Here is a 21,824-nt window from a genome sequence, read left to right on the forward strand (position 1 = left end):
GTCAGTCTTCGGTATTAAGTGTTTCTTTAAGTATGGCCATGTCGTCAAAAGGATGTTTCACCCCGTTGATTTCCTGGTATTTTTCGTGTCCTTTACCCGCCACCAGAATAATGTCGCCGGGCTTTGCCAGTGCCACTGCAGTACGTATGGCTTCACGGCGGTCTATGATGGAAAGCGTGCTGCGCTGGTATTGAATTTCCACGCCCTGTTGCATTTCGGTCAGAATTGCGGCCGGATCTTCAGTGCGGGGATTATCGGAAGTGAGCAGTACACGGTCGCTGTTTTCGCAGGCAATACGTGCCATAACCGGACGCTTTGCGCGGTCTCTGTCGCCACCGCAACCAACCACTGTAATTACCTGTTCGTTTCCGGTGCGGATGTCGGCAATGGTTTTAAGCACATTGAGCAGTGCGTCTGGCGTGTGTGCATAATCTACAATGCCGGTAATACCATTGTTGCTGCGCACATACTGGAAGCGGCCCTCAACGGGGCCAAGAGTACTGAGCGTGGTGAGCGTGTGCATTTTGTCTTTGCCCAGCAACATGGCTGTGGCATACACCGCCGTGAGGTTGTAAGCATTAAAACTGCCGATGAGTTTGCTCCAGAACTCGGTGCTGTCCATGCTGAGCTGCAAACCGGAGAACTGATTCTCAATTACACGGCATTTGAAATCGGCTACATTTTTTACAGAATAGCTGCGCTTAAGTGCACGTGTGTTCTGCACCATTACCGCACCGTTCACATCGTCGCGGTTCACAAGTGCAAACGCATCGGAGGGCAGCATATCAAACAACATTTTCTTAGCCTTGATGTAAGCATCAAATGTTTTATGATAATCGAGGTGATCGTGTGTGATGTTGGTAAATACACCACCGGCAAACTGAATACCAGCAACACGTCCCTGCACAAGCGCATGTGAGCTTACTTCCATAAATGCATACTTACATCCGGCATCCACCATACGGCGGAGCAGCGCATTAAGCGTAATGGCATCAGGTGTGGTATGCGTGGATGGAATTTCCTCGTTGTTAATCATGTTGGCCACGGTGGTAAGCATACCAGCCTTGTAGCCAAGTGCGCGGAAAAGGCGGAACAATAAAGTAACCGTGGTTGTTTTCCCGTTGGTGCCGGTTACACCAATGAGCTTAAGCTGCGACGAAGGCTGGTCGTAAAAATTACCGGCAATTATGCCCAGCGCCTGCGCACTGTCGGCCACCTTTACATAGGTAATTTTCGGATTTATTTCTTCGGGAAGTTCTTCGCACACAATTGCAGCAGCCCCCGAAGCAATAGCCTTTTCAATAAAGCCATGCCCATCGGCCTGCGTTCCGCGAACGGCCACAAAAAGTCCGTCCTTTTCCACAAGACGCGAATCAAAAGCCAATGAGGTGATTGCCACGTTGGTTGATCCCGTTACTTCGAGCAGACTGGCTTTATAGAGTATGTCGCGGAGCAGTTTCATAGCGTGAGTTCCAGAATTACTTCCGATCCTTTTTTGATTGGTGACCCGGGTGCAACCGACTGGCGGCTAACTATACCCGAACCAATTATTCGTACACGAATCCCTTTGTTTTCGAGCAATGCCAGACAATCTATTGCTGTCATTCCTGTTAAATCAGGCATTATACCCGCGCTTAGTTTTTGTTCGGGCTTTATGGTTGTAGCGGCATAGCTGTTTCCCGAAACCTTAAGCGCGGTTATTGTACCCGGCGCCTGTTGCGGTGCGGGAAGATTAAGTTGTTTGAGGGCAGTAAGCGTAGGTTCGGCAAAACCCTTCTGTACAGCTGGGAGCGAGGTAAGCATCGGCCCGGCGTTTACAGCTTTGTGTATATCGAGTTCGGTGGCGTAAATGCGGTCGGCAATTTGTTTGAAAATGGGACCAGCCACCACACCGCCATAGTATGCATCGCCCGAAGGTGCATTCACAATTACAATGCACGAATACTTGGGCTGATCGGCCGGGAAATAACCCACAAACGACGCCTGATAGGTTACACCATTTTCGCCCCGGTAGCTGTTGCCCTGCGCAATCTGCGCGGTTCCGGTTTTCCCGGCCACTTTGTATATGATACTGCCCATACTTTTGCCAGTACCATTTTGCACCACACCTTCGAGCAATCGACGTGCCTTGGCAATGGTTTGCGGCTTGGCAATTGCCGGATTGATAATCTGAGGTTCAAAGCGTTTGATGACCCGGCCTTTGTCGCGCACCTCCTTCACAAACATAGGTTTCACCATTTTACCATTATTGGCAATAGCATTATAAAGCGTAAGTGTTTGCATTGGTGTAATAAGCGATTCATAACCAATGCTGATCCAAGGCAGCGAAACGCCCGACCAGTCACGATCTTTCGGATCTTTCACACGCGGACGGCCTTCGCCGGGAATTGACACATTGAGTTTCTGTCCAAGACCAATACGGCGCAAACCGTCGGTGAATTTTTTAGGATTCCGTCCAAATGCTTTATTTATCAAACGAGAGATACCAACGTTTGACGATTCCCAGAATGCCTCTTCAGTGGTTACCAGATTTTTCTTGGGTGCATGCGAATCTTTCATCGTACGATCGAAAAACTTGTATTGCCCACCGTTCAGATCAACCTGATCGTCGAGATCAATAAGTCCTTCGTCCATACCCACCAGCAGGGAGGCCATTTTAAATGTTGAACCGGGCTCACGTGCATCGCCTATTGCGTAATTGTAAGTTTCGCGGTACACGCCTGAGTCGGCGCGGGTAAGGTTGGCAATGGCGCGTATTTCGCCGGTGGCCACTTCCATAAGTACGCAGGTGCCGTAGCGCGCGTTGTGTTCGGCCAGCGAATTCATCAGCGCATTTTCAGCCACATCCTGAATATTGATATCGATGGTAGAGACAATGTCTTTCCCATCCTGCGGCTCAATTTCGTTTTCGTCGTTAATGGGCATGTAGGCGCCGGCAGCAATGCGGCGCATCAGTCGTTTCCCGCCCACGCCGGTAAGCAGTGAATCGTAGGCGCCTTCCAGACCAACCTTCAGTGTGTCTTTAATGTAGCCGATGGTGCGCGCAGCCAGCGTGCGGAAAGGCAGTTCGCGGCGGTTTGACTGAATGTAGATGAAGCCGCCACGATAGCGGCCGCAGCGGAAAAGCGGAAGTTTCTTGAGTTCCTGCAACGTGTTGTAAGAAACACCGCGGCAAATTTCTACATAGCGGTCGCTGTCGTTTCGGGCGCGCAGGAGTTCGCGTGTGTATTCGCGGGCGGTTTTACGCTGGTATGGTGAAAGCAGTCGTTCGAGGTGCGGGGTAAGCCGCGAAACACTGTCTTCAAACTCGGCATCATTTATAAACGAGTTGGCTCGGGTATCCACGCCAATGTTGTAATACGGCAGCGAAGTGGCGAGCAGGCTTCCGTCAACCGCAAAAATATTTCCGCGCACAGCTTCAATATCCATTTCACGCACGGTAAACTTTTGCGCTTCCTGTTTCCAGTAACTGCCTTGCGCAAACTGAATATAGAAGACACGCCCAATCACCGCCAGTGCAAAAACGGCACTGAAGATGTACACAAGGTACACGCGGCGAAGTATGTCTTTTTGCATTTCCATTTATTTGCGTTCGGTGTTGGCGGTGTCGGGAACGAGCGGGTAATTGACTACTATTTTTTGCGGTGGCTCGAGTGATTCTTTAAGGTTGATGGCCGCAGTGCGCTGCGCCACTTCTGATTGTTTGCTGATGAACATGAGGTCAGACTTTGTAATGATGTAGGCTGAGCGCAGTTCTTTTATTTCGTTGGCAATGCGGTTGGTTTTGCGTATTTGTTCTTCGGCGTAGTAGCCGTTTGAGATGTAGAGCAGCGTGATGAGTGTTACAAAAAAGATGAAGGGCAGTGAGCGGATCACATACTCTCGACTCAGGAAAGACCCGCTCATTACTGAGCCAACGGTGCGGACCATACGGCCGGGCTTCACCGTTCGGGTGGCCTTGGCTTCGGGCTGTTGCGCCTGGGATTTTTCTTTTATCGTATTCTTTGTCATGCCGCTGTTTGCGGTTTTTCTGCGGTTCGCAATTTTGCGCTGCGTGAGCGCGGATTTTCTTCGAGTTCTTCTTTGCCCGGAGTTACCGGCTTCCGGTTTACCGGTTCGAGGGGGCGGATGAGATTTCCGTAGAAATCTTTTTCGGCGTCGTCATCGAAGTTTCCGGTGCGGAAGAAATGTTTCACTAACCGGTCTTCGAGCGAGTGGTAACTGATTACGGCCATTCGTCCGCTTGGCTTGAGCATTTCTGCAGTTTGCGTGAGCAGTGCTTTCAATGCTTCCAGTTCGCCGTTTACTTCGATGCGCAGTGCCTGAAAAACCTGAGCGAGGTACTGATTCTCGCGTCCGCGTTTCATGCACGGTGCAATGGCGGCTTTGAGCTGCGCAATTGTGGCAATGGGCTCTTCGCTGCGGGCCTGCACAATGCGGCGGGCAAGCTGCGGCGCATTATCCACTTCGCCATACTGACGAAAAATGCTGCGCAGCTGAAACTCCTCCGTAGTGGCCAACACATCGGCAGCTGTAAGCGGTTGTGCCTGACTCATGCGCATATCCAGCGGACCATCAAAGCGCGTAGAGAAACCACGCTCGGCCACATCGAACTGATGCGACGACACACCGAGATCAGCCAGCAGTCCGTCTATTGCCGATATGCCGTGCAGGCGGAGAAAGTTTTTCAGGTACCTGAAATTCTGCCTCACCAGCGTAAACCGGGCATCATCAATCACATTTGCTTCGGCATCGGCATCCTGATCAAAAGCCAGCAAGCGGCCGTTTTCATTCAGTTGCGCCAGAATACCGCGTGAGTGACCGCCACCGCCAAAGGTGACATCTACATACACACCGTCGGGACGGATCGCAAGCGCCTCCAGACTCTCATGGAAAAGAACGGGTTTATGGTAAGTCAACATCCTCGTTACGATTACCCATGCTGCCCATTACTTCTTCGGCCAGATCGCCAAAGTCGATTGAAGGATCGTTGATAGCCTGCTCGTAGCGGTCCTTATCCCAGATCTCAATCATGTTTACCGCTGCCGACATCACGATGTTTTTGGAGATTCCGCCAAACGTCATCAGATCTTTAGGCAACAACAAACGGCCGGTATTATCCAGCTCAACGGGCTTCACACCGGCGTTAAACATGCGGATGAAGTCAACATTCTTCTTCTTAAAGCGGTTCAGCTTGTTCACATCCTTCACCATCGCTGTCCACTCGTCCATACTGTACAGCTCCAGGCACTTCTGAAACACACTGCGCTTTACCACAAACCCCTTGTCGAGCACAGGCTGCAGCTGCTTTTTGAACGCAGAAGGGAGCAGCAAACGCCCCTTTGCATCCAAGCTACATTCATACACGCCGATGAGATTCAACATGAGATTTCTGGTTTTCAGAACTGCAAAATAGCGGAATCTTCCCCACATTTCCCCACTTTACCCCACTTTTGTTGAAAACTTTCCCGCAAACGCCCTAAACTGACAGGTTAATTAACAAAGTGAGGGATAATAATGCCTTTATTTTCTGTGAATTAGGGCGAATTCGGGAATTTAAAACCCGGTGGGAGAAAATCCGGAAAGCCGGAAAAACAGAAAAAGTAGCGGGTGGATAAAAAATTATATTTAGTACATCTCTATTTCTCTGATTTTATCTTAGATATTTTAATTATTATACTGATTAATATATAATTATGAAATGCTATAAAATAACTATCTTTTTTATTAATCAAATAATTATTCATCTAAAAATCCAATCACATTAAAACCGCTTGAACAAGTAATAAAATATTGAAAATCAGCATTCTATAAAAACAACTAAATAGTTATAGAAAACTGAGGTGGGAAATGGTGGGAGAGAATTATCTGCTCCGGAACTGATGAACTAAAGGAAACAGCAACTATTCGGGCGTATTTCTGCGCGATTTTGCAGATTTATTAACAGATGCCGGGTAAACCTGATTAGTTGATATAGGTTAGTCATCAAACACCAGCACCATGAAAACCACTTTGTTCTATTTACTTACCAGCGCCGCGATACTGGCAGCTGTATTGCAGCCATCGTGTTCGGAAGAGCACACGGCGACCAACGTTTCCAGCCCTGCGCCTCTTGTTCCGTCGCTGACATGGACAGTACCGGTTGATTTGCCCGATTCGCCGGCTACGCAGGTGCAGTTTACGTTGTTCGGGTGGCAATCGTTTGTGGCGCTTAACTGGCCTGCGCGATTAGATCAGCGCGGACTGCCCGATACGAATAAGAAATTCGGGCAAAGCGGTCCGGTGGTGTGGGAAACGTTTAAAGGTAAAGAGCAAACCTTCCTCCCTTCGGCAGCCGATCCGGGTCCGTGGGCAACAGCGGGCGAAGACCTCACCAAGAAAAACCTGAGTCTGTTCTCGAAAACCAATAACGACACCATCAACCTGGATACGCTGGGCACCGGCGGAAATGTGGATGAATTTGACCAGGCCGATGGTGGTTATCCGCTCATTGATCAGAACGGCAACTATGTGACCTATGAAATTCTCATCAATGAATCGGAATATGAATACATCCGCGAAAACCAATACTACAATGGTATCAATCAGAAAAACGATGTACACAACTCGGCATTTGTGATACCCCCCAAAGGCCCGAATTCAGATGCCGACACCACGCTTATGAATACGCTTCCGCCTGATGCCCGCTATGGTGCTACGGAAATAAAAGCCGCCTGGCGCATCATCCCGGCCGATATGCCCGCTTCACAAAAGGCACGTTACTACTGCCGTCAGGCAGTGCGTACGCTGCCGGGCGGAGCCACTGAAAACGTAGAAATCGGACTGGTAGGCCTGCACATTCTTCGTCTCACCCGCTCTACACACAATACCTGGATCTGGGCCACCTTTGAGCATGTGGACAACGACACCATCATGGCATCCTACGGCGGCAATTCGTCCATGAAACCCACCTTCAATCCGGGGCCGGGCGGCACACCTGCTCCGCCTTATCCGCTGGGTTACTGTTTCAATACAAACGACTGTTCTTCAAGCGGACTGCCTGCAATTATCACCCCTTCCATGAACGGACTTCCGGTGCAGCCACCGGTAAATGTATCGCGGGTAAATCCGATTGATCCGCTGGTTGACTCGCTTAACGGGGTGTATCAAAAACTGTTCAGCGGCACAGTATGGCAGTATTTCCGCATGATTGGCGTACTCAATCAGGTGCCCACGGGTAATTCAAACACCGCAGTACCTAATGCGCCGGGCGTTTATGTAAATGCGTTCCCGCTGCCCAACATTACCATGGAAACTTATGCGCAAACAGCCAACGCAAATTTTGGCGCCACAAACTGCGTAAGCTGTCATGCCTTTGGATTTCCGCAGGCTTTTCCGGGCGACAAGAAACTGGCGCAGAATTATCAGATTTTCACATTCCTGCTCAGCGATGCGGTTACAGACACGTCCACCGCACGAAAGCCACGCAGCGTGAAGATGCAGGAAGCTGAAAAGCCGAAGAATTAGAGCCTGTGTAAAATTTGTTTTTTGTTTGGTTAACACAATGCAGGCGGCTTCTGCCCGTTGATTCCCGGCAAACTGAATCAACGGAGCAGGAGCCGCCCTGTATGTTGTTTTAAAATGGCTGCTTACCTTTGCAGCAATGGCAGACAAGTTTATTGATATAGAAAAAGTTATTGCTTCCAAAAATCCCAAACTGCTTAAATGGCTGCCCGGATTTTTGCTGCGCTACATCAAACGCATTTTGCATGAGAAGGATGTGAATGCGTTTATGGCGCAAAACGGCCACCTCAAAAACTTCGAGTTTGTGCGGGCCGTGCTTGAGGAATTCGGCGTAACACTGGTAGTGAAAGGACTTGAAAATATTCCCGCCACCGGCAAATGTATCATTGCCGCCAACCACCCGCTGGGCGGGCTCGACGGGCTTGCGCTGATGGAAGCAGCCGGACAAAAACGACCCGATATTCAGTTTCTGGTGAATGATATTCTGATGAACCTGAAAAGTCTCGATGAGCTTTTTGTACCGGTAAACAAACATGGTGCGCAGTATGCCATGGATTCCATAAACAACGCATACGCTTCAGACAGACCTGTGCTCATTTTCCCTGCCGGATTAGTTTCGCGTAAACAGGAAAACGGTATTGAAGATCTGGTTTGGAAAAAATCATTCATTACCCAATCGCAGCGCAACCAGTCGCCAATTGTGCCCACATTTATTGAAGGGAAAAACTCAAAATTCTTTTACAACATAGAAGTATGGCGGCGCAGGCTGGGAATAAAAGCCAATATCGGCATGTTTTATCTGGTGGATGAAATGTATAAGCAGAAAGGCAAGACAATAACAATTATATTTGGCAAGCCGGTAATGCCCGAAACACTCACCCCCCAGATTAGTCCGGTGGAATGGTCGGCCCGATTAAAAGCGCATGTGTATGCTATTGGAAGCGGGAAACACGATCTTGAGTTTAAGCCGGCGGCACACACACAACACGCTTCTGCATGATGCAGCCCGTTATTCCTCCTGTTGACCGTGCTCTGATTGAGCAGGAACTCAATAAGAACACATTTATCCGCCATACCAACAATGGCGATAACCTGCTTTACATTGTAAACATTCACAACGCCCCGCATACCGTGCGCGAAATCGGTCGCCTGCGCGAAGTAACTTTCCGTGCGGCTGGCGGAGGCACAGGGCTCGACTGCGATCTCGACGAGCTGGATACCTGCGAGAAATGCTACGAGCAGTTGCTGGTGTGGAACCCGGCCGATAAGGAAATTGTAGGTGGTTACCGTTTCATCCGATGCGCCGATGCGCGCGATGCCGAAGGCAAATACAACCTGGCCACCATGGAGCTGTTTGCCTTCAGTTCGAAATTCGAAAACGAATACCTCCCCTATACCATTGAGCTGGGCCGCTCGTTTGTGCAGCCCGCTTACCAGCCTTCGGCCACCAACCGCAAAGGATTGTTCTCGCTCGATAATCTTTGGGACGGACTCGGGGCACTTGTTATCGACAATCCCGACATCAGGTACTTCTTCGGCAAAGTAACCATGTACCGCCACTACAATGTAACCGCCCGCGATTACATTCTGCAATTCATGGATCATTATTTCCCCGATCATGAAAACCTGGTGTGGCCGCACCGCCCTGTACTGCGCAATACGCCGGTAACCGAACTGGAAAACGAACTGGCCGGGCAGAATTACAAAGACGGCCACCGCATTCTCAACCAGCACGTGCGCGCGCTCGATGAGAACATTCCGCCGCTGGTCAATGCTTACATGAACCTCAGTGCCAGCATGCGCAATTTCGGCACCGCCATAAATGATCATTTCGGCGATGTGGATGAAACCGGCATTCTGGTAACCATTGCCGATATTTATGACTCGAAAAAAGAGCGGCATGTGAGTTCGTACCTCGCGGAGAAAAACAAATAAATCGCAGATTAAAAATTACCACTCATTGTATTCCGGTGACATTGGTCACATCCGGCAAGGTGGTGGTTTACGTAATTTGCAGCAGGCATGAAAAACTACATTGATATTTTTCTGCAAAGCTTCCGCGATTACGGCCGCTATCTGTGGAATGAAATTCTCCATCCGCACTGGGGCAATTATTTCTACTGGCTCATTGGCTTATCGTTTGTGGTGTGGGCGCTGGAGCTTGTGTTCCCGTGGCGCAAACAACAGAGAGCCATACGCGATGATTTCTGGCTCGATGTCTTTTACATGTTTTTCAATTTCTTTCTGTTCTCGCTCGTCATCTTCAATGGCGTGTCTAATGTAGGTGTACAGCTGTTCAATGATTTTATCGGGCTGTTTGGCTTGAAAAATTTAGTGGCTTTTGAAACCGGCAGCTGGCCGGTGTGGGCACAGTTACTCACACTGTTTATTGTACGCGATTTTGTGCAGTGGAATATTCACCGTCTGCTGCACCGTGTGCCGTGGTTGTGGGAAGTGCATAAAGTACATCATTCGGTGCAGCAAATGGGTTTTGCGGCACACCTGCGCTATCACTGGATGGAAAATGTAGTGTACCGCACACTCGAATACATTCCGCTGGCCATGATCGGTTTCGGTATCAGCGATTTTCTGCTTGTGCATTTGTTCACACTTGCCGTGGGTCATCTCAATCATGCCAACATTTATTTGCCGCTGGGCCCGCTCAAATACATTTTCAATTCGCCGCAAATGCACATCTGGCATCATGCCGAAGAAATGCCGCCCACACACAAAAACGGCATCAATTTCGGGCTCACACTCAGTGTGTGGGATTATCTTTTCGGCACTGCCGTTATTCCGCACAACGGACGCGATATTCCGCTGGGTTTCGAGCGTGTAAATCAGTTTCCGCGCAGTTTCCTCGGCCAGCTGCTTTACCCCTTCCGCCGCCGTTGATTCCGGTTTCTGCACAAAGCCTATCTTTGTGCCGTGAAAATCTCCTCAGCCGTTTATATTTCCAGCAACGCCGACGTAAAAAAATGCCCGCCGGCCGATAAGCCTGAGTTTGCCTTCATTGGCCGCTCCAATGTAGGTAAGTCCTCACTCATCAATATGCTGTGCGGAATAAACGGACTGGCCCGCATCTCGGCGCGCCCCGGAAAAACACAGATCATCAATCACTACCTCATCAACAAGCAGTGGTACCTTGTTGATTTACCGGGCTACGGCTACGCCAAAGTCTCTAAAGAAAAACGTTCGGGCTTCGATAAAATGATCAGCGGCTACATTCTCGGCCGCAGCAATCTTATCTGCGTATTCGTACTTATCGACATACGCATTCCTCCGCAGGAAATCGACCTGCTTTTCATGGGCAACCTGGCCGAAAACGGCATTCCATTCTGCATGGTTTTTACCAAAGCTGACAAAATCGGGAAAGTAGCCGTAAGAAAAGCCGTTGCCGATTATCACAACCACATGCGTGCCGAGTGGGAAGAACTTCCCACACATTTCATCACCTCTTCCGAAAAAGGAACCGGCCGCGATGAACTGCTGAAGTTTGTAGAAGCGAATAGTGTACTGTAAAAATTGATGGAGCGAAACGCAGGGAGCAATAAAAAACCGTTCGGCTCCTGCTACCTGCTCCAAGTCCTCCCGGCTTTTATGTATGGCTGCATCTCCGCAGGTCCGGGCTTTCCGCAGGTATCAGGGCTATACATTCATTCCGTCTGGTGCATTAAAATGTCTGTTTGCATGGGAGATGTATATGTAGTGGGAGTGTCTGGGGCGGGAACATCAAGCAGAGCATCTTAGCGTGGAGTCTTAGCTTGCGATATTAGCTTGCGATATTAGCTTGCGATATTAACTTGCGATATTAGCTTGCGATCTTAGCTTGCGATCTTAGCTTGCGATCTTAGCTTGCGATCTTAGCTAGCGATCTTAGCTAGGGCGCGAGCATCGCGCCCAAACGGGAATAAGCTAGAACGCAGCTACGGCGTGTAAAAACAAGCCGCGCTCGCCTAAGTGATTAAATGCAAACTCCGCGCGGAAAACCAAATCGTAATACGTCACCAGATCAGCACCCGCACCCACGCTTCGCTGCCACGTATTGCCCAAAAAATTATTGTCGGCAGCTTTACTGCTTCGGTCTTCCACATAAGCGGCATCGGCAAAAATGCCGGTGTAAATAGCTATTGGCACCGTATTAAATTTCTCCAGCGGAATCCATTTAAACCGCAGCATATACGTAGGCAAAAGCCGGAAACGCAACGCCGCTTTGGCCAGCGCATAGCTTTGCCCGTCAATCACGTAATACTCGTAGCCGCGTACATACACACTTGTGCCCAGCGCCCGGCGCATATAATACGGCTGCACGGGGCCGGGCATCCAGCGCACGCGCAGCATGCCTGCCGCAAACCAGCGTTTGCCAAGCGGCACATATTTCCGCACACCCGCTACCAGCAAATTTACCTCCGGCGACTCCTCGCCGCGCCCGGCAAAACCTATGCGCCCCGCTTCCAGTTCCACATATGTACCACGTAAAGCATACGGCCGGTAATCGCGGTTATCAAACACCAGCCGCCACGAAAAACTGAAATACGGCATACGCAAATTGCGACCGGCAATGTAGTCGGGCGCCAATGTGCGTACCGTATCGGCAATGCGCAGGTCGGTGAAGCGGAGTTCAAACGTTTGCCGCAGATACAGTCCTTTGCGCCATGCCAGCGCCGCTGCGGCTGCTGTTTCGGTGCGCAGCGGATCGTTATAGCTGCGGTAAAACTTCCATTTGTTCTGCTGCGTGGTAAACGCCACCTCCTTCACCTGCGAGTATGCCGCCGCTACCGAAAAGCCAAGCGTTTGCTTTTTGTTCAGGTAGGGCACACTGTAGGTAAGACCCAGCTGCGGCGCATAACCCACACGCACTTTGAGCTGCAGTGTTTCACGGCGGCCGCGGAAATTGTTGCGTATCAGATACCCGCCAATGCTGGCCCGCGCCAGGTTGTGCCCGTTTCGCCACCATGTATTGATATTGGGCTCCGCCACTTCAAACAGCGGCGTGGGCCAGGTGTACCAGCGTTCATTTACTTCCACCATCACCACGCGGCAAAGCGTATCGCCCGGCATACACACCTGTCCCACACTCACCGTATTAAACAGCGATGTATTGATGAGGTTTTGCCGCGAGCGCTCCATTTCCTGCACCACTGCGGCAGCCTCCAGCGTATCACCTTCGGCAAAGGTGAGCTCACGCAGAATAATCGGCGCTTTGGTTTGCGTATTGCCGCGTATTACAATTGTACGCACCACCACACGCACACTATCCTGCGCAGCAACTAAAGCGGCGCAGTGCAACATAAAAAACAAAAGCAGCAAACGTAGGCGAGGCATCGTGGTTGGTAAAAACTAAGATACAATTAAACGCACAACGCCCCGCAGACTTTTAAGTTGCGGGGCGTTGCACTTATTTGGCGTAACCGTTACATATTTATGAAATTCATAAACTCGTCGTAACGGCGCTTGAGGTCTTCGGTAAATTCGCTTTGATGGTGCGTGGCCAGCACGGTATAATTGTAACGTGCAAAAGTTTGCAGAATACGCGATAAATCCTCGCGGTTAATCTTCAGCGTGACAAGAATTTTCGAGTTATCAGCCAACGGTGAAACATACACGCTCAGAATCTTGGCATCATTCCCTTCTACAATCTGCGCAATCTGCGAAAGCGAATAGTCCACACTGTTCACTTCCAGCTCCAGAATTCCGCCCGGCTCGCGCACTGCAGCAAGTGTTGCCATGCGTTCGGCCAGTCGCTGTATGCTTATGGTGCCTGAATAATGGCCGTTTTCATCGGTCACGGCAATTACATCAAGATTCAGTTCGGCCATGAGTTTCAATGCATCATATACATGCTGCGTACCCAGCAGCACCGGCCGCACCAGCGAAATACGCTGTGAACCGATGGGTGCATCAGGGTCGTTGAAATCAAGAAGAATAGAATCGGAGATAATGCCCACGAATTCGGTGCCGTTTATCACCGCCAGATTCGACACACGAAATTCGTCCATCCAGCGCAAAGCCTTTTCAGCCGTATCGTCAATCCGAAGCGGCGGTATATCGTCGGTAATGAGGTCGTTTGCTGTCATTTTTCTCTACGCTGTGCCCCGGTTTGCCGGAGCGGGTCTTACAAATGTAAACTTTCTTTCGGGCCGCAGTCACGGTCTGGCATTTTGTTCCATTTTTTAACTGCAAAAACCAGACCGCGAAAAACGGCTTCTAGAAATATAACGCCGGAAGCGGCAAAAAGTTAAATCGGAACGGTAAGTGGCGGCTAAATTTTAGCAGAAGGCCGGATTTAGACAACGGATTACCAGTGTGCTTCGAAGTAAAGGTTATGCCGCCACAACTTCCAGTGGTATCAATCCGGGAATTCCTGAATAATCCAACGCACTGCTGTACAGGTAATGCTCGGCGCTTGATACAATACCCGCTTTTACCGGATTCTGATGGATGTAGTTCATTTTCTGCGCCGTAACGTGTGGTGAATACAACACAATCGGGTGACTTCCATTTTGCCAGAGTTGATAGTAAGTATTGTCGGGGTTTCCTTTTCCAGCGTTATTAAAAATCCAGAGCAGCCATGTACGGCGGCTTTCTTCACGATGCGTGGTAAGGTGTTTAATGATTCTCTTTGCGGTGTACTTTTTAAAGTCGCGGATAATGGCACCTGGTGTGTTATTTTCTGCACTCATTATCATGTGCAGATGGTTCGACATCAAACACCAAGCATGCACTTTAAGGCCTTTATGTGTTATGCAATAATTAAGGCTTTCCACGATAATATCTCGATAATCTTTTCGGGTGAAAATATCAACCCAGCGTACAACGGTGAACGTGACGAAATATGGTAAACGGGAATCATGAAATTTATAGTTGCTCATGTATGTAAATATTGAATTGATTGTAAAAAAATATGGTCAGATTTCCTGAAGCATCTTTATAAAAAGTTGCAAACTTTTTCAATTCTGGCGTCCGGTTTAGTTCGTCTGCGACGAAGTAAACCGGACGCAGCAGTACATGGCTGCCGCGTTGCGGCAGCTGGTAGCTGCGGGAAGTTTCAATCAGCTTCGCTGATTAAACTTTCTGCATTGGTTGAAAAAGTTTGCAACTTTTTCAACCAATACTTAGTTCTTTTCCAGCCAGGCCAGCGCCAAACGAATTTTATGATAAGGCACATCTCCCCCCAACGCATCAAACACCGGCTTGAGCGCAGTTACCTTGCCCAATTTCTCCAATGCAATTTTCACCTTCGCAATTTCCCCGTCTGTCACAAAATCCCTGATATTCATTGGCTCGCCATTGAGATAAAGCTGGGCAATATGGCTCCAGATAGTGGTAGGATTAAGCTGACGACGCTGTGCAATTTCCTCCACATTCAACCCCTGCCGGTACATTTCCAGTGTTTCGCGGTAGCTGTCGCCGCGGGCTTTTTTCTTTGCGGGTGCCGCGCTGCTTTCATCGCTTCCGCCCCCCGCAAAGCTTTTTATCGCTTCAATAAATACTTCGCCATAAAGCTCAAATTTATGCCGTCCAACGCCCGATACAGCCATCATGTCTTCTTCCGTTTGCGGCAATTCGGCGGCCATTTCGCGCAGGGTGCGGTCGCTGAATACAATGTAGGGCGGCACCCCTTCGTCGTTGGCAATGTTCAGGCGTAAACGGCGTAACTGCTGAAACAACTGCTCTTCGGGTGTTGCATCTGTAGTTTGCGCCGGCATGCTGCGCTGCTTCTGCCGGGCTTCTTTCTTTTGCTTTTTCTCTTGCGGTGTTTCATGCACAAGCACGCTCAGCTGCACTTTGCCCATGCCTTTCAGTACCTGGCGGCCGGCCTCGGTTATCTTCAGCGCAAAGCCTTCGTCGTAGGCAATTTCGAGCAGGCCAAGGTGAATGAACTGCAGCATGTATTGCTGCCAGTCGGCAAAAGACACATCGCGGCCTGCCCCCCAGGTTTTAATCTGGTGGTAATTCCGCTCCAGCACCTCCGCACGCGATGAACCGCGCAGCACATCCACCAGCATGTTAATGCCCGCCTCCTCGTTTGTGCGCACCACAGCCGACAGGGCTTTCTGCGCCAGTACTGTGCCATCGAAAAACGCAGGCGGATTTTTACATACATCGCAGTTCCCGCAATCGTTTTGCGCCGCTTCGCCAAAGCACGACAGCAAAATGCGGCGGCGGCAAATATTGGCTTCGGCCACCTGCTGCATGCGTTGCAGCTTGGCGGCATTCAGCTCGGGCTGACCACTTTCGGCCGCCAGTTTCGAAAGCAGCACCAGATCGCCCACGGTGTGAAACAGCAGCGTATCGGCCGGAGCACCATCGCGGCCGGCACGGCCTATTTCCTGGTAATAGCTTTCGGGATTCTTCGGCAGGTTGTAATGAATCACCCAGCGCACGTTCGACTTGTCGATACCCATGCCAAAAGCCACCGTGGCGCACACCACCTGAATGCGGTCGTGAATGAAATCGAGCTGGGTGCGTTCGCGCGAGGCATTGTCCATACCCGCATGGTAGCAGGCGGCGTTTATACCTTCTGCTTTCAGCGTTTCGGCCAGCTCTTCGGTAAGGCGGCGGCTCATGCAGTAAATTATGCCCGGCTGGCCCGGACGGTCGGCAATAAAATCGGCTATTTCTGTATCGCGCTGCTTTTTGTTGAGGCCATGTTTTACGGCAAGGCTGAGGTTGGGCCGGTCAAACGAGGCTACAAACACGTTCGGATTGTTGAGCGCAAGCTGGCGGATTATGTCGCGGCGGGTGATTTTATCGGCTGTGGCGGTGAGCGCCATTACCGGAATGCCCGGCAGCAAAGTGCGCAGCTGATGAAGCTGGGTGTATTCCGGCCTGAAATCATGCCCCCAGGCCGAAATGCAGTGCGCCTCGTCTATTGCAACAAAGCTTATGGGAAATTGCTGCTTCAGCCAGGGCAAATCGCTCAGCATACGTTCGGGCGAGAGATAGAGCAGTTTCACTTCGCCGTTGCGGCAGCGCATTACAAGATCCTGCTGCTCGCCCGGCGACACCGCGCTGTTCAGTGCGCCCGCGCCAATACCAGCCGCCCGCAACGCATCCACCTGATCTTTCATCAGCGCCAGCAAAGGCGAAATCACAATACATACACCGTCTTTCAGCAAGGCCGGCACCTGAAAGCATATTGATTTGCCGCCGCCTGTGGGCATCAGCACCACCGTATCACACCCGGCCAGCACCGAATCGATAATATCCTGCTGCAACGGCCTGAACTGTTCATAGCCGAAATACTCTTTCAATACGTGCTGTGCGCGCTCCTGCATCGGGAGGCTTTGTGTGTGTGCTGCTGTGTCGGTAAATAAATTCATGGGTAAAATCAGATTAATTGGGATAAAGATTATCGGGCAGCAAAACTACTTTGTACAAAGATACGGAAGCCGTTGGTGTTGCTTGTAGTCGGGTGTAGTCGTTTACAAACGGTTGCATAAAAAAAGCACACGCAAAAATTCACGTGTGCTTTCTTCTCGAAAAACAAAAAACTTATTCCGACTTCATCCAGTTCTTCACTGCACTGTAGGTTTCAGTTTCAATACGGATAATGTACATCCCGGCCGGGCCTTCGAAATTAACCGGAACAAACTGTGCATTTGAAACAGTGTTTGTCCAGATTGCACGTCCGGTAATATCAGAAATGGTTAAGCGGATATCCTGTGCCGGCGAAAGCAGATCAAGCATAAAGAAACCGTTGTTCGGGTTAGGGTAAAGCTGAATGGCCTGTCCGCGGAGGAATTCTTCGATGCCCCATGCGATCACATATACGCATGCCGATGTGTCCACACAATTACCATTGGTTACCTGTACCGCAAAGTTTCCGGTAACATAACTATTGTAAAATGTTTGCATGTTTCCGCCGGGTGCCGGCAAAAAATTGTTATCGCAATACAGCCACTGCCAGGTTGTACCGGGAAGTGAATCAAGCGAAGTAATTTCATAACCATTACTACCGATTATGGTTCCGAGGTTGAATACTACAGTGCTAAGATTAATGGTAATGATACTGTCGCAACCACTTGTATTGGCAATGGTATCCGTGTAAATGCCGGTTTCGGAATAGGTAGCGCCGCTGGGTGCAGTATATACGCCGCAGGTATTTACAGTGATTGATGAAGTAGTGGCAGAATTAACCGTAAGGTTAATGGTGATTACACTGTCGCAGCCGGCCGCATTCGGAATAGTATCCATGTACATGCCGGACGCAGTTAGTACTTGCCCGCCGGGCGACGTGTAGCTATTACACACTACAGGTGCAATGGTTGATGCCGTGGGCAACTGAAAGCTGAGGGTGATGGTAATGATGCTGTCGCAGCCGGATGCAGAACTTACAGTATCAATATAGGTACCCGAAGTGGTGTACACATTTCCTGCAGGCGAATTATAGGTTGTTCCGCACTCGGTGATATTCAGGGTCAGTGTGGCAATTTGGTTTACGGTAAGATTAATCGTAATCAGACTGTCGCAGCCGGCAGCAGTGGCAAGTGTATCGGTGTAAATGCCCGAAGTGGTATAGATATTTCCTGCGGGAGATGTGTATGAGCCGCAAGCTACTTCGGTAAGTGTCGCTGTTTGAGTATTGTTTACAATAACCTCAACCGTATCACGGACCACACAGCCCATTGTATCACTAACGGTAAGCACGTAAGCTGTGGTGGTTGAGGGCGAAGCCACAGGATTGGCAATGGCAGAATCGCTCAGTCCGTTTGCCGGCGACCAACTGAATGCAAGCGTACCCATGCCCGTTCCGGCAGGCGAACCGCCAAGGGTGATTAATCCGGTATCGCAGTATGCACCACCCAGTCCGGCATCAGCCGTAGCATTCAGTGCGGTACCATAAATAATAAACGGGAATCCCTGAGCGGGTATATTGGTTCCTCCATCCAATGCATTATTCCAAACTGTACCAGTGCGCTGGCGGCCGTTGCCCGTAATGGCTACCATAACCGGTACACGCGGCACCGCCCAAGGCCCGGAAGCCAGCGTACCGGTAGCACTCCAGTCGAGCCAGAACGTGCCGCCTTGAAGCACAAGCCCGTTTACGCTGCATACACTGCGCATAATAGGCCGGTTTGAGGCGCCTGTGGTGGTTTCGGTAATCCGGTACACACCAGACCATCCTGTGCGGGTCAGCCTGTTGGTTACGGTATCGCCATATACCACATTGGCACCGGCTGCATCAGGAATGTTATCCCAGATCCGGAAGTAAACACCGTTAATTGTGGAGGTAGTAGTGGAACCGGTCTGGTAGGCAAAAAAAGCAATTGAATCAATCCGCCAGGCACAATCACTAATTACAAAATCATCAGCCACATGGTTGAATGTGGTTTGCTGGTGACCAAACCCGATAGTGGCCATCGAGAACGAACCAGTGTAAAGCACACTTTCGTTGGCTCCGCCAGCACCTGTTCCGGCACTGTTAAAGATTGGACCGTTATCATACAACACCTGTGCTTTGGCGGTAAAGGAAAAACACAGTGCGGAAAATAACAATAAGCCACTCAGGAGGAGTGAGTAAATTTTCTTCATAGCTGGGTGTAAATGATTTGGGCTGCAAAGGTAATTTAATTTACAAACGGATCGGCGTTATACACATATACAAGGACAAAGCAGATATACAACCGTTGCAGCATCATCGCGCCTCATTCCTTCGCTTCAAATCCTCCTCTTCAAGTGCATCCCAGTCAACGGGTTTTGATTGCTTGTTACGTTCGGCTTCAAAATAAAACAAGGCTGCGGCCATATGCCTGCATACCAAGTGCAAGCGATCCTCGCAGGTACAAAACACATCTGTAAAATTATCTTCTTCAAATGAAAACGAAACGGCATGCGGATTTACCTCTTCCACCCGCACTTCAAAAAAACCGGGCAGTACTTCGCGCGGTGCATTTACCCAGCCGCTGCTAAAGTAAAACCAGCCACGTTCAAGCACTGCTTCCTCAAGCTCGTTCCTGAAATTATCAAGCGTGAGCGATTCGTTATCGTCCAATTCCTTCACCGCTTTTTCAATACGTTTGAATAAGTACTTCAGCCGGTATTGCCAGCGCCTTGCTTAACCGGCGTATCATTTCGAGCGTAAGTTTACGTTTACGGTTAAGCACTTCGCTCATGTGGCTTTTGCTGCCCACCAGCTTTGCAAGGTCATTTTGCTTCAGCCCAAGTTGCTCCATCCTGAACTGAATGGCCTCTACCGGGTCAGGTAAATCTATCGGGAAATGCTGGTTCTCGTAGTGTTCTATAAGGATGCCTAGCACTTCAAGTTCATCACCTTCTGCGGAGCCTGGTTTGGCATCAAAAATTTGCTCCAGCCGGGCAAGGGCAAGCTGGTAATCAGCTTCGGTTTTTATGGGCTTTATCATTGCAAAATCTGTTTCTGGCTTTGGTTTCGGCCTTCTTTTTTCCGAACTTCTTGTTACTCCCGGACCATAGCCGATTCGGGGGGTTGAACGTACAGCCATTACACCACAAAAAACAGGTGCGGGTAAATCCTGCTGCACAGTTATGCGTTTTTTATTTTGTTTCTTCTTTTTCATAAAACAGGTTTCTAATTAATTACAAAACTCCATCAAACAGTTCGCGCATCAATCTTGTCATACATGGCATGTGTGCCTACAAATCGAATCCAAACCATTTTGTAAGCATAGTTAATTCTCACAACAAGCCTGAAATGGTTTCCCTTTATATTAAACACAACCCGGTTATCTTCCAGAATACTGGCCGAGGGATATGCTTTTTTTATATCTGCCGGACTTTCCCATACGGCCTCTTCCGCTTCCTGATACCATGATTTTAATGCCTGTTCGGTAATGCTGTGCCGTGTCCAAAACTCCCTCAATGTTCTTTTTGCTACTACTCGCATCTTCTTTCCATTTACAAAATTACAAATTTCCCAATACGGGAACAAATTTATTTTCCATCCCCCCTGCTTTTTTTCAAAGGGGCCGCAAACGTACAACGGTTTTCCAAAAAGTCAAGCGGCTGAACAATCTGACAGACAGGCCATAAAAAAGCCGCCGTATTCTTTAGAATACGGCGGATGCGGGCAAATAAGTTTTCAACAGATCCTCAGGCGCGCTCTATTACCACCGCATAGCCTTGCCCTACGCCAATACACATGGTTACCACGGCATAGCGTTTTTGCTGTTCGTGCAGTTCCAGTGCGGCTGAGGTGAGTATGCGTGCGCCGCTCATGCCAAGCGGATGCCCTATGGCAATAGCGCCGCCGTTCGGGTTCACGCGGGCATCGTCATCGGCAATGCCCCAGGCGCGCAGGCAGGCCAGGCTTTGCGCGGCAAAGGCTTCGTTCAGTTCAATCACGTCAATATCGTTCCAGCTCAGACCGGCCTTTTTCAGTGCCGTGTTGGCCGCCGTAACCGGGCCTATACCCATAATGCGCGGCTCCACACCGCTTACCCCCATCGACACAATGCGCGCCAGCGGCTTCAGGTTGTGGGTGGCAATGGCGCTTTCGGAAGCCAGCAGCAAAGCCGCCGCCCCGTCGTTCAGGCCAGAGGCGTTGCCGGCTGTAACCGTGCCATCTTTGCGGAACGAAGGCTTGAGTGCAGAAAGGCCTTCTAACGTGGTTTTGGGCTTTATAAATTCATCCTGCGCAAACACCAGCGCATCGCCTTTTTTCTGCGCAATGGTCACAGGCACAATTTCCTTTACAAACCGTCCGCGCGCCTGGGCGGCAGTTGCTTTCTGCTGCGAGCGCAGGGCAAATGCATCCTGATCGACGCGGCTTATGCTGTCGCGGTCGGCCAGGTTTTCGGCGGTTTCGCCCATGGCATCGGTGCCATACTGCTCTTTCATCTTGGCATTGATGAAACGCCAGCCAAAACTCGAGTCGAAAAGCTGCGCATCACGGCCATACGGGGTCGATGTTTTCGACATAATCCACGGGCCGCGCGTCATATTTTCCACGCCGCCGGCCACCACAAGCTCGGCATCGCCGCACATAATTACACGCGCCGCCGCCATCGCTGCCGACAGGCCCGAGGCACAGAGGCGGTTTACCGTTTCGCCGGGCACACTCACCGGCATGCCGGCCAGCAGCAGCGCCATGCGGGCCACGTTGCGGTTGTCTTCGCCCGCCTGGTTGGCGCAGCCCAAAAGCACATCACCAATCTGCTGCGGATCCACACCCGCGTTGCGGGCCATCAGTTCACGCAGCACATGCGCCGCCAGATCGTCTGTGCGTACCGCCGCCAGCGTACCGGCAAAATTCCCTACCGGTGTGCGCACACCGTCAATTATATAGGCTGATTTCATAAGTCGGTTTTCTAAAACTGATGGCAAAGGTAAGGTGTTGG

The 21,824-nt window shown here is 50.2% G+C and carries 19 protein-coding genes; 5 read left to right on the top strand and 14 right to left on the bottom strand.

From position 1 onward, the window contains the following. Position 1: 1 nt before the first annotated feature. Genes IM638_06005 through IM638_06025 form a run of 5 tightly spaced genes read right to left on the bottom strand, consistent with a single transcriptional unit; the run spans position 2 to position 5,385 of the window. Positions 2-1,462 (bottom strand): UDP-N-acetylmuramoyl-L-alanyl-D-glutamate--2,6-diaminopimelate ligase, encoded by a 1,461-nt coding sequence (locus tag IM638_06005; protein MCA6362571.1) that lies wholly within the window; start codon positions 1,460-1,462, stop codon positions 2-4. Further along, entirely contained in the window at positions 1,459-3,576 is a 2,118-nt protein-coding gene (locus IM638_06010) for a transpeptidase family protein (protein MCA6362572.1), read from the bottom strand. The genes IM638_06005 and IM638_06010 overlap by 4 nt, the downstream gene beginning before the upstream one ends. A 6-nt stretch (positions 3,577-3,582) precedes the next feature. Next, complete coding sequence (locus tag IM638_06015) at positions 3,583-4,011, bottom strand: hypothetical protein (GenBank protein MCA6362573.1); 429 nt, start codon at positions 4,009-4,011, stop codon at positions 3,583-3,585. Further along, positions 4,008-4,922: a 16S rRNA (cytosine(1402)-N(4))-methyltransferase RsmH gene (gene rsmH / locus IM638_06020; protein ID MCA6362574.1), complete on the bottom strand. Its 915-nt coding sequence runs from the start codon at positions 4,920-4,922 to the stop codon at positions 4,008-4,010. Before rsmH ends, IM638_06015 begins: the two co-directional genes overlap by 4 nt. Further along, positions 4,906-5,385 (bottom strand): division/cell wall cluster transcriptional repressor MraZ, encoded by a 480-nt coding sequence (locus tag IM638_06025; GenBank protein ID MCA6362575.1) that lies wholly within the window; start codon positions 5,383-5,385, stop codon positions 4,906-4,908. Before IM638_06025 ends, rsmH begins: the two co-directional genes overlap by 17 nt. A 615-nt stretch (positions 5,386-6,000) precedes the next feature. Here IM638_06025 and IM638_06030 point away from each other — a divergent pair. From IM638_06030 to IM638_06050, 5 genes are all read left to right on the top strand, one after another. After that, complete coding sequence (locus tag IM638_06030) at positions 6,001-7,506, top strand: hypothetical protein (GenBank protein MCA6362576.1); 1,506 nt, start codon at positions 6,001-6,003, stop codon at positions 7,504-7,506. Positions 7,507-7,642: 136 nt separating this feature from the next. Continuing rightward, the gene (locus IM638_06035) at positions 7,643-8,503 is read left to right on the top strand and encodes a 1-acyl-sn-glycerol-3-phosphate acyltransferase (protein MCA6362577.1); all 861 of its coding nucleotides are present in this window, start codon (positions 7,643-7,645) and stop codon (positions 8,501-8,503) included. Then, complete coding sequence (locus IM638_06040) at positions 8,503-9,438, top strand: GNAT family N-acetyltransferase (GenBank protein ID MCA6362578.1); 936 nt, start codon at positions 8,503-8,505, stop codon at positions 9,436-9,438. The genes IM638_06035 and IM638_06040 overlap by 1 nt, the downstream gene beginning before the upstream one ends. Before the next feature lie 87 nt (positions 9,439-9,525). Continuing rightward, positions 9,526-10,398: a sterol desaturase family protein gene (locus tag IM638_06045; protein MCA6362579.1), complete on the top strand. Its 873-nt coding sequence runs from the start codon at positions 9,526-9,528 to the stop codon at positions 10,396-10,398. Between the two features lie 33 nt (positions 10,399-10,431). Then, complete coding sequence (locus IM638_06050) at positions 10,432-11,025, top strand: YihA family ribosome biogenesis GTP-binding protein (protein MCA6362580.1); 594 nt, start codon at positions 10,432-10,434, stop codon at positions 11,023-11,025. Between the two features lie 393 nt (positions 11,026-11,418). On the opposite strand, the gene IM638_06055 is transcribed toward IM638_06050, so the two are convergent. The 9 genes from IM638_06055 to pcaF form a co-directional block, all read right to left on the bottom strand. Beyond that, entirely contained in the window at positions 11,419-12,828 is a 1,410-nt protein-coding gene (locus IM638_06055; protein ID MCA6362581.1) for a hypothetical protein, read from the bottom strand. Between the two features lie 89 nt (positions 12,829-12,917). After that, entirely contained in the window at positions 12,918-13,580 is a 663-nt protein-coding gene (locus tag IM638_06060; GenBank protein MCA6362582.1) for a CBS domain-containing protein, read from the bottom strand. A 246-nt stretch (positions 13,581-13,826) separates the two neighbouring features. After that, positions 13,827-14,375, bottom strand: a complete 549-nt coding sequence (locus tag IM638_06065; protein MCA6362583.1) for a transposase — start codon at positions 14,373-14,375, stop codon at positions 13,827-13,829. 243 nt (positions 14,376-14,618) lie between these two features. After that, positions 14,619-16,784 carry a DNA helicase RecQ gene (recQ, locus tag IM638_06070; GenBank protein ID MCA6362584.1) on the bottom strand — a complete coding sequence of 722 codons (2,166 nt, stop codon included), beginning with the start codon at positions 16,782-16,784 and terminating at the stop codon, positions 14,619-14,621. A gap of 217 nt (positions 16,785-17,001) precedes the next feature. Continuing rightward, positions 17,002-19,041, bottom strand: coding sequence for a T9SS type A sorting domain-containing protein (locus IM638_06075; GenBank protein MCA6362585.1), 2,040 nt, complete (start codon positions 19,039-19,041; stop codon positions 17,002-17,004). Between the two features lie 103 nt (positions 19,042-19,144). Then, positions 19,145-19,501 carry a hypothetical protein gene (locus tag IM638_06080; protein ID MCA6362586.1) on the bottom strand — a complete coding sequence of 119 codons (357 nt, stop codon included), beginning with the start codon at positions 19,499-19,501 and terminating at the stop codon, positions 19,145-19,147. Between the two features lie 16 nt (positions 19,502-19,517). Beyond that, the gene (locus tag IM638_06085; GenBank protein ID MCA6362587.1) at positions 19,518-19,871 is read right to left on the bottom strand and encodes a helix-turn-helix domain-containing protein; all 354 of its coding nucleotides are present in this window, start codon (positions 19,869-19,871) and stop codon (positions 19,518-19,520) included. Positions 19,872-20,077: 206 nt separating this feature from the next. Further along, the gene (locus IM638_06090) at positions 20,078-20,371 is read right to left on the bottom strand and encodes a type II toxin-antitoxin system HigB family toxin (protein MCA6362588.1); all 294 of its coding nucleotides are present in this window, start codon (positions 20,369-20,371) and stop codon (positions 20,078-20,080) included. A 206-nt stretch (positions 20,372-20,577) separates the two neighbouring features. Then, positions 20,578-21,783 carry a 3-oxoadipyl-CoA thiolase gene (gene pcaF / locus IM638_06095; protein ID MCA6362589.1) on the bottom strand — a complete coding sequence of 402 codons (1,206 nt, stop codon included), beginning with the start codon at positions 21,781-21,783 and terminating at the stop codon, positions 20,578-20,580. Positions 21,784-21,824: the final 41 nt, after the last annotated feature.

Source organism: Bacteroidota bacterium, assembly GCA_020402865.1.
GTDB lineage: Bacteria > Bacteroidota > Bacteroidia > Palsa-965 > Palsa-965.